This window comes from Phyllobacterium sp. (assembly GCF_037994425.1).
In the GTDB taxonomy this organism is placed as follows: Bacteria; Pseudomonadota; Alphaproteobacteria; order Rhizobiales; family Rhizobiaceae; genus Phyllobacterium.
Genome location: NZ_JBBNAM010000083.1, coordinates 1 through 5,790, shown reverse-complemented (window position 1 = coordinate 5,790; position 5,790 = coordinate 1). Strand labels below are relative to the sequence as shown.

At 57.0% G+C, this 5,790-nt stretch carries 7 protein-coding genes; 4 read left to right on the top strand and 3 right to left on the bottom strand.

Going from position 1 to position 5,790, the window contains the following annotated elements; translation table 11 throughout:
* The 4 genes from AAAB35_RS06275 to AAAB35_RS06260 all read left to right on the top strand — a co-directional run.
* Positions 1–298 (top strand): transposase (locus tag AAAB35_RS06275; RefSeq protein WP_340667351.1); only part of this gene is annotated, 298 nt, incomplete at its 5' end.
* Positions 193–960, top strand: a complete 768-nt coding sequence (locus tag AAAB35_RS06270) for an autotransporter outer membrane beta-barrel domain-containing protein (protein ID WP_340667350.1) — start codon at positions 193–195, stop codon at positions 958–960. The genes AAAB35_RS06275 and AAAB35_RS06270, both read left to right, overlap by 106 nt.
* Before the next feature lie 275 nt (positions 961–1,235).
* Entirely contained in the window at positions 1,236–1,607 is a 372-nt protein-coding gene (locus AAAB35_RS06265; protein ID WP_340667349.1) for a hypothetical protein, read from the top strand.
* Positions 1,608–1,735: 128 nt separating this feature from the next.
* Positions 1,736–2,581, top strand: coding sequence for an alpha/beta hydrolase (locus AAAB35_RS06260; protein WP_340667348.1), 846 nt, complete (start codon positions 1,736–1,738; stop codon positions 2,579–2,581).
* A gap of 2 nt (positions 2,582–2,583) precedes the next feature.
* On the opposite strand, the gene AAAB35_RS06255 is transcribed toward AAAB35_RS06260, so the two are convergent.
* From AAAB35_RS06255 to AAAB35_RS06245, 3 genes are all read right to left on the bottom strand, one after another.
* Entirely contained in the window at positions 2,584–4,299 is a 1,716-nt protein-coding gene (locus AAAB35_RS06255; protein ID WP_340667347.1) for an AMP-binding protein, read from the bottom strand.
* A 79-nt stretch (positions 4,300–4,378) separates the two neighbouring features.
* Entirely contained in the window at positions 4,379–5,179 is an 801-nt protein-coding gene (locus tag AAAB35_RS06250; RefSeq protein ID WP_340667346.1) for an anti-sigma factor, read from the bottom strand.
* Complete coding sequence (locus AAAB35_RS06245) at positions 5,179–5,745, bottom strand: RNA polymerase sigma factor (protein ID WP_340667352.1); 567 nt, start codon at positions 5,743–5,745, stop codon at positions 5,179–5,181. The genes AAAB35_RS06250 and AAAB35_RS06245 overlap by 1 nt, the downstream gene beginning before the upstream one ends.
* Between the last annotated feature and the right edge of the window lie 45 nt (positions 5,746–5,790).

The following is a 5,790-nucleotide window of genomic DNA, read 5'->3' as shown; positions in this document are numbered from 1 at the left end:
ACAGCGCTGCTGCCCAAATGCGCCTGCTCGCAAGGTGCCGCGTGATCTCAACGAAGATGCCCGCGATGTCGCCAGAGCGATCGCCGCCACACCCGATTACGAGCGTTCCCGGCATCGCCGCAAGAAGGTCGAGATGCTCTTCGCTCACCTCAAACGTATTCTCCGGATGGCGCGTTTGAGGCTGCGAGGTCCATGTGGTGCGCGAGACGAATTCCTGCTTGCCGCAACCGCCCAGAACCTGAGGCGACTGGCGAAACTCAGACCACCAAGGCCACCACACGCCGTCATCACCGCATAAAAGCGGCCAGGCGCAAAAGTGCTGGGCAGATAACCGATCATCCTCACCGCAAAGGTGCTGAAAAAGCCCGATCAACAGTTAATCGGCCGAGTTTTTCAACGATATCGACCCATATTGGCCCTTCAGGCTGGTATCTTGACGCCGTCCTCATGGGTTCATGGTTCAGCGGAGACTCGACCTCCTCGCGCGATATTGGAGTCGATATTAATGGCACCGGCATCACTGCCTCGCTGGAAGGCGGCTATCCCGTCGCTCTGACGCAGAGTTGGAATCTCGAGCCGGAAGCACAGTTGATCTGGCAGCACCTGTCGCTCGATGACCAGTCCGATAAATTCTCCGATGTTTCGTTTGATATGGATGATGGTTTCGTCGGCCGCGTGGGGTTCCGATTGCAGGGCAAGTACCAGACTGCGTCTGGTCTCTTTCAACCTTACTTGAAGGCAAATCTCTGGCACAATTTCAGCGGTACGGATGCCGTTGTATTTGGCCCGGATGCAATTACCAGTGAGCTGGAATCGACCTCGCTAGAACTTGGCGCTGGCGTCACGCACGATTTTACCAAGACTGTCAGCGCATTCGCCGTTGCCGACTACACATTCGATGTCGATGGGGCAAACCAAGAGATAATCGAAGGCAATATCGGCCTGCGTGTAAAGTGGTAATTCCTCAAACAGTGGCCCGACTTAACGGCCAACCCCCAATGGCACGAGGTTTCGAATAATAGCGCCTCTTCGCGTGTTCAATTTGCTGCGGGCTGACTGGCTGCCGCTGTGTAGCGTTTTTCGCTACTGGCAGCACTTCACCAATCTCGCGCGTCAACTGCCTCAATTCGGATCAGAATTTGGCGCATTGTTAAGCTTAGGCGAGCGGCTTGGTTCGCCAATAGAACGGGCACTGCCAGCGCGCCGCTGGCAACCCTGAAGAGGGAGTACACGATATGCGGACGATACTCGTTGCAATGGGAATACTCGCAGCCACGAGCCTATCCGTCTTCGCTGCAGAACCAGTGAAGATGATGGATACGAAGATGGGGAAGATCATGACGACCCCAAAGGGCATGACGCTTTATACGTTCGACAAGGACACGAAAGACAAATCCAACTGCGATGCGAAATGCCTTAAGAATTGGCCGCCTTTCCATGCCGATGCAAAGGCCAAGGCGGAAGGTGAATGGTCACTCGTCAAGGATGTCGATGGCAAGGATATGTGGGCCTACGAAGGCAAGCCGCTCTATATGTTTGCCAAGGATAAGAAAGCCGGCGACATGACTGGCGAAGGCATGGGCGGCGTATGGCACGTTGCAAAGTAACATTATATTATCGGATGAAAGAGGCGGCCGCACGGCCGCCTTTTTACTTGTGCGGTCCGGTTGCAAGTCCATGTTGAACGTGCTGATCTCCTTGTTGAAGTATTCTCGTAACAACCAGGAGGAAAATCATGAACGCCAAGTCGTTGATCTACTCTCTTGCAGTTCTGTTCGCGCTCGCCACGAATGTTTTCGCGGCCGAACGCTGGGAACAACTTCCTGAACCCCAACCGATGCCAGCGGCAGACAAGAGTGGTACCGCGCCAGTCAATGGAATCGAGATGTACTATGCCGTCTACGGCAAAGGTCCCCCGGTCCTTCTCATTCATGGCGGGCTCGGCTATGCCGATATATGGGGCGCGCAGGTTGCGGATCTTTCCAAAGATCACATGGTGATCGTTGCGGAGAGCCGCGGTCACGGCCGCTCCACGCGCACTGCAGCTCCCTACAGCTACGACTTGATGGCTTCTGATTACGTTGCTCTGCTTGACTTCCTGAAGGTCGACAAGGCTGCGCTGGTTGGCTGGAGCGACGGTGGCATCATTGGTATCGATATCGCCATGAAGCACCCGGAGAAACTGACAAAGGTTTTTGCCCAGGCTGCCAACACGAAGGTGGACGGCTTAAAGCCCGACGTCATGCAGAATAAAACCTTTGCCGGCTATATAGATCACGCAGGCCAGATCTATAAGAAGATTTCGCCCACCCCTGACCAATACGACGCCTTCGTCGAACAGATCAGCGCCATGTGGAACAGCGAGCCCAATTGGAGCGACGAGGATCTGAAAAAGATCAAGACACCGATTGCGATCGTGCTTGGCGATCACGACGAGGCGATTACCCGGGAGCATACGGAATACATGGCCAAGACAATCCCCGGCGCGCAGCTGATCATACTCGACAATGCCAGCCACTTTGCCATGGTCCAGGACCCCGAGGGCTACAACAAGGCCGTGCGTGATTTCATCGATAAATGAGTTCAGGCGGTCTTTTGTTCTTCAATGCCAAGCTCATCCGCCATTTTTTGGCGGATGAGGTACTTTTGAATCTTGCCAGTGACCGTAAGTGGAAAGGCTTCGACGAAGCGGACGTATCGCGGCACCTTATAGTGGGCTATTTGCCCCTGGCAGAACGTTCTTATCTCTTCCTCCGTCCCGGTTTCTCCGGCCTTCAGGATTATCCAGGCGCAAAATTCCTCGCCATATTTCAGGTCAGGAACGCCAACCACCGTGACATCCTTTAGCTTGACGTGGCGGAACAGATATTCCTCCACCTCGCGCGGATAGATGTTCTCGCCGCCACGCACCACCATGTCTTTTTGCCGGCCGACGATATTGCCGTATCCTTCTTCGTCAATCGTGGCGAGGTCGCCCGTGTGCATCCAGCCGTCCTCGTCAATGGCTTCGGCGGTCTTTTCCGGGTCGTTCCAATAGCCGATCATGACAGAGTAACCCTTGGTGCAAAGTTCGCCCGGTGTACCGCGTGGCACGGTACTGCCATCCGCATCAATGATCTTGCATTCGAGGTGCGGCTGGACGCGGCCGATCGTCGAGACGCGGCGCGAGACGGGATCTTCGGCGGAACTCTGGAAGCTGACGGGGCTGGTCTCGGTCATGCCGTAGGCAATCGTGACATCGCGCATATGCATGCGCTCGATCACCTGTTTCATGATCTCGATCGGGCAGGGTGAGCCCGCCATGCAACCGGTTCGCAGCGATGAGAGGTCGAACGTGTCAAAGTCCGGGTGGCCCAATTCGGCGATGAACATGGTCGGAACGCCATAAAGTCCCGTGCATCGCTCCGCCTCGATCGCCTGCAGCACGGCTAACGGATCGAATCCCTCGGAAGGATAGACCATCGTCGCGCCATGCGCGATGCAGCCGAGGTTGGCCATAACCATTCCGAAACAATGATAGAGAGGCACGGGAATGCAAAGCCTGTCACCAGGATGAAGGCCGACGCTGCGGCCAACGAAGAAGCCGTTGTTGAGGATGTTGCGGTGGGAGAGGGTAGCCCCTTTGGGCAGTCCAGTGGTGCCGCTGGTGAACTGAATATTCACCGCGTCTTCCGACGCGATGGCCTGATGACGGGCCTCCAGTGCGGCGCGATGCGTATCGGCTGCGTGGCCGGGAACGTCATCGAAGGCGAGCCAACCGTCACGCGAACCCTCACCAATTCTTATCACGTGACGGAGGTCCGGCAGCCTTGCGGATGATATCGCGCCGCTCGCCGAACGGATCTCCGGGGCGAGCGTCTCGACCATCTCGGCATATTCGCTGGTCTTGAAGCGTTCAGGCGCCACCAGCGTTTTCACGCCGACCTTGTTCAGTGTGAACTCGAGTTCGGACAGCCTGTAAGCGGGATTGATGTTAACGAGGATCAGGCCCGCCCGTGCGGCAGCAAACTGGGTCACGGTCCATTCAGCGCGGTTGGGCGACCAGATGCCGATCCTGTCCCCGGGTTCCATACCAAATGCGATCAAACCGGCGGCAAATGCGTCGGCCTTTGCCTTGAGTTGGGCATAAGTCAAACGCATGCCCTGATGTACTGAAACCAACGCGTCGCTTTCGCCCCAGCGGAATGCGGCATTGTCGAGCGCCTGCGATATCGTCTGGTCGAGCAGTGGCGGTTCGCCCAGCCCGCGAACGTGGCTGAGGCGCGCATCGCCACCATCGAAGGATGCTACTGGGCTCATGACGTTTCTCCCAAGGTCAACGGCACAGAGTCCGCAGACTAGCGCAAAGAGGAAACAATACCCACTTGGATTTTCGATCTCAGGCGCGAATCGCGGTGCGAAGGTGCTCGGCGAGGGCGCTCAGTTGATCGAGCGGATTATGGCCAACTAGCACGTAGCCATGGGTTTGATCGGACCAATAGACGACATTCATGCCGTAGCGCTTCTCGACCTGCGGCGCATTCGCTCCGCGCGCGGATTTCACAATGCAGAGTGCAAGCGGTCCGTGGGCAGGATCAAGATAGGCAATCTGACCGAGCGGCCTGCCGTCATATTGCAGGAGTTGTGCACGCTTGAAGGCTATATCGGGTAGCGCGATAGCTGAAACCGGTAGGTCAAGCCCGAGCTTATCACCGAGGCTCCGCAATTGCGCGACCTGAGCGGTGGGGTCGCTTGCAACATCCGCAAGTGTATCGGCTGTGTAGAGCGTCAGATATTCAGCGACCACAGAACGCCATTCGGAGCCATCGGACTCCTCATGTGCATCCTTGATGCGCAGATAGGTGCGGTCGACGGCAACACCGGCGAATATTAATGCAATTGCGGCTGCGACGAAGCTGCGGCGATTCCAGTTTCGTGCTTGCGGTTCTGCGACGATGGATGAAGGCAGGCCCGCGAGTATGGCTTCCAGATCAGAGGCCGGCGCATTCTCCAAAAGCGGTTCGAATGCATCGAAAAACGGCATTTCGCTGCGTGCGAGAAAGTCATAACGTGCCGCAACTGCAGGGTCGCTCTTGATCAGCCCATCAATTCTGAGGCGCTCCTCCCCATTTAGCTCGCCGTCGAGGAAGGCAACCAACAGCTCGTCGGAAGGCATTTCATGTTGCTTGAGGTCGCTCATCAACTGCCTCCTTTCGTCCGCTTGGCGACCGCTTCCGGATCAATACTTTCCGCCAATTTGGCGCGAGCAGAAGCGAGGCGGCTCATAACCGTTCCAATCGGAACATCCAGCACATCGGCGACTTCGCGATAGGAAAGTCCCTCGACATAGGCGAGGAACACAGCCGTTCTCTGGGCCTCGGGTAGGGCGTTGACCTTGCGCAACACCTGATTGGCGAAGACGTGGGTCTCGGTGTCCTGTTCGCCGTCGAAGGTCAGGGTCAGGTCCGGATCAACGAAGCCATTGCCCATGCGAATGCGGCGGGAACGAACCTCATTGAGCCAGATGGAATGCAGGATCGCGAAAAGCCAGCGGTCGAGCCGCGTGCCGCTGGTGAACTGGCTCGCCCGTTCCAGCGCGCGCACACACGTCGCCTGGACAAGATCATCGGCGACGTCGCGCTGGCGCGACAGCACGATCCCGTAACGCCATAACCGGGCGAGATGCTGGCTTAAACTCGCCCTGATCTCGTGCTCACTCGCGATGTTTGCCTCCGCACCTGGTCGTTCTTTGCGAACGTCGGGCAACGACGACGTGGCCCTATCGAGGCGACTATAAGCACAAAGTTGAAG

What these genes read in the sequence shown, in the direction of transcription:
- AAAB35_RS06260 (WP_340667348.1), top strand. Translation starts at nt 1,736, where the DNA reads ATGAACGCCAAGTCGTTGATCTACTCTCTTGCAGTTCTGTTCGCGCTC.
- AAAB35_RS06270 (WP_340667350.1), top strand. Translation starts at nt 193, where the DNA reads ATGTGGTGCGCGAGACGAATTCCTGCTTGCCGCAACCGCCCAGAACCT.
- AAAB35_RS06265 (WP_340667349.1), top strand. Translation starts at nt 1,236, where the DNA reads ATGCGGACGATACTCGTTGCAATGGGAATACTCGCAGCCACGAGCCTA.
- AAAB35_RS06250 (WP_340667346.1), bottom strand. Translation starts at nt 5,179, where the DNA reads ATGAGCGACCTCAAGCAACATGAAATGCCTTCCGACGAGCTGTTGGTT.
- AAAB35_RS06255 (WP_340667347.1), bottom strand. Translation starts at nt 4,299, where the DNA reads ATGAGCCCAGTAGCATCCTTCGATGGTGGCGATGCGCGCCTCAGCCAC.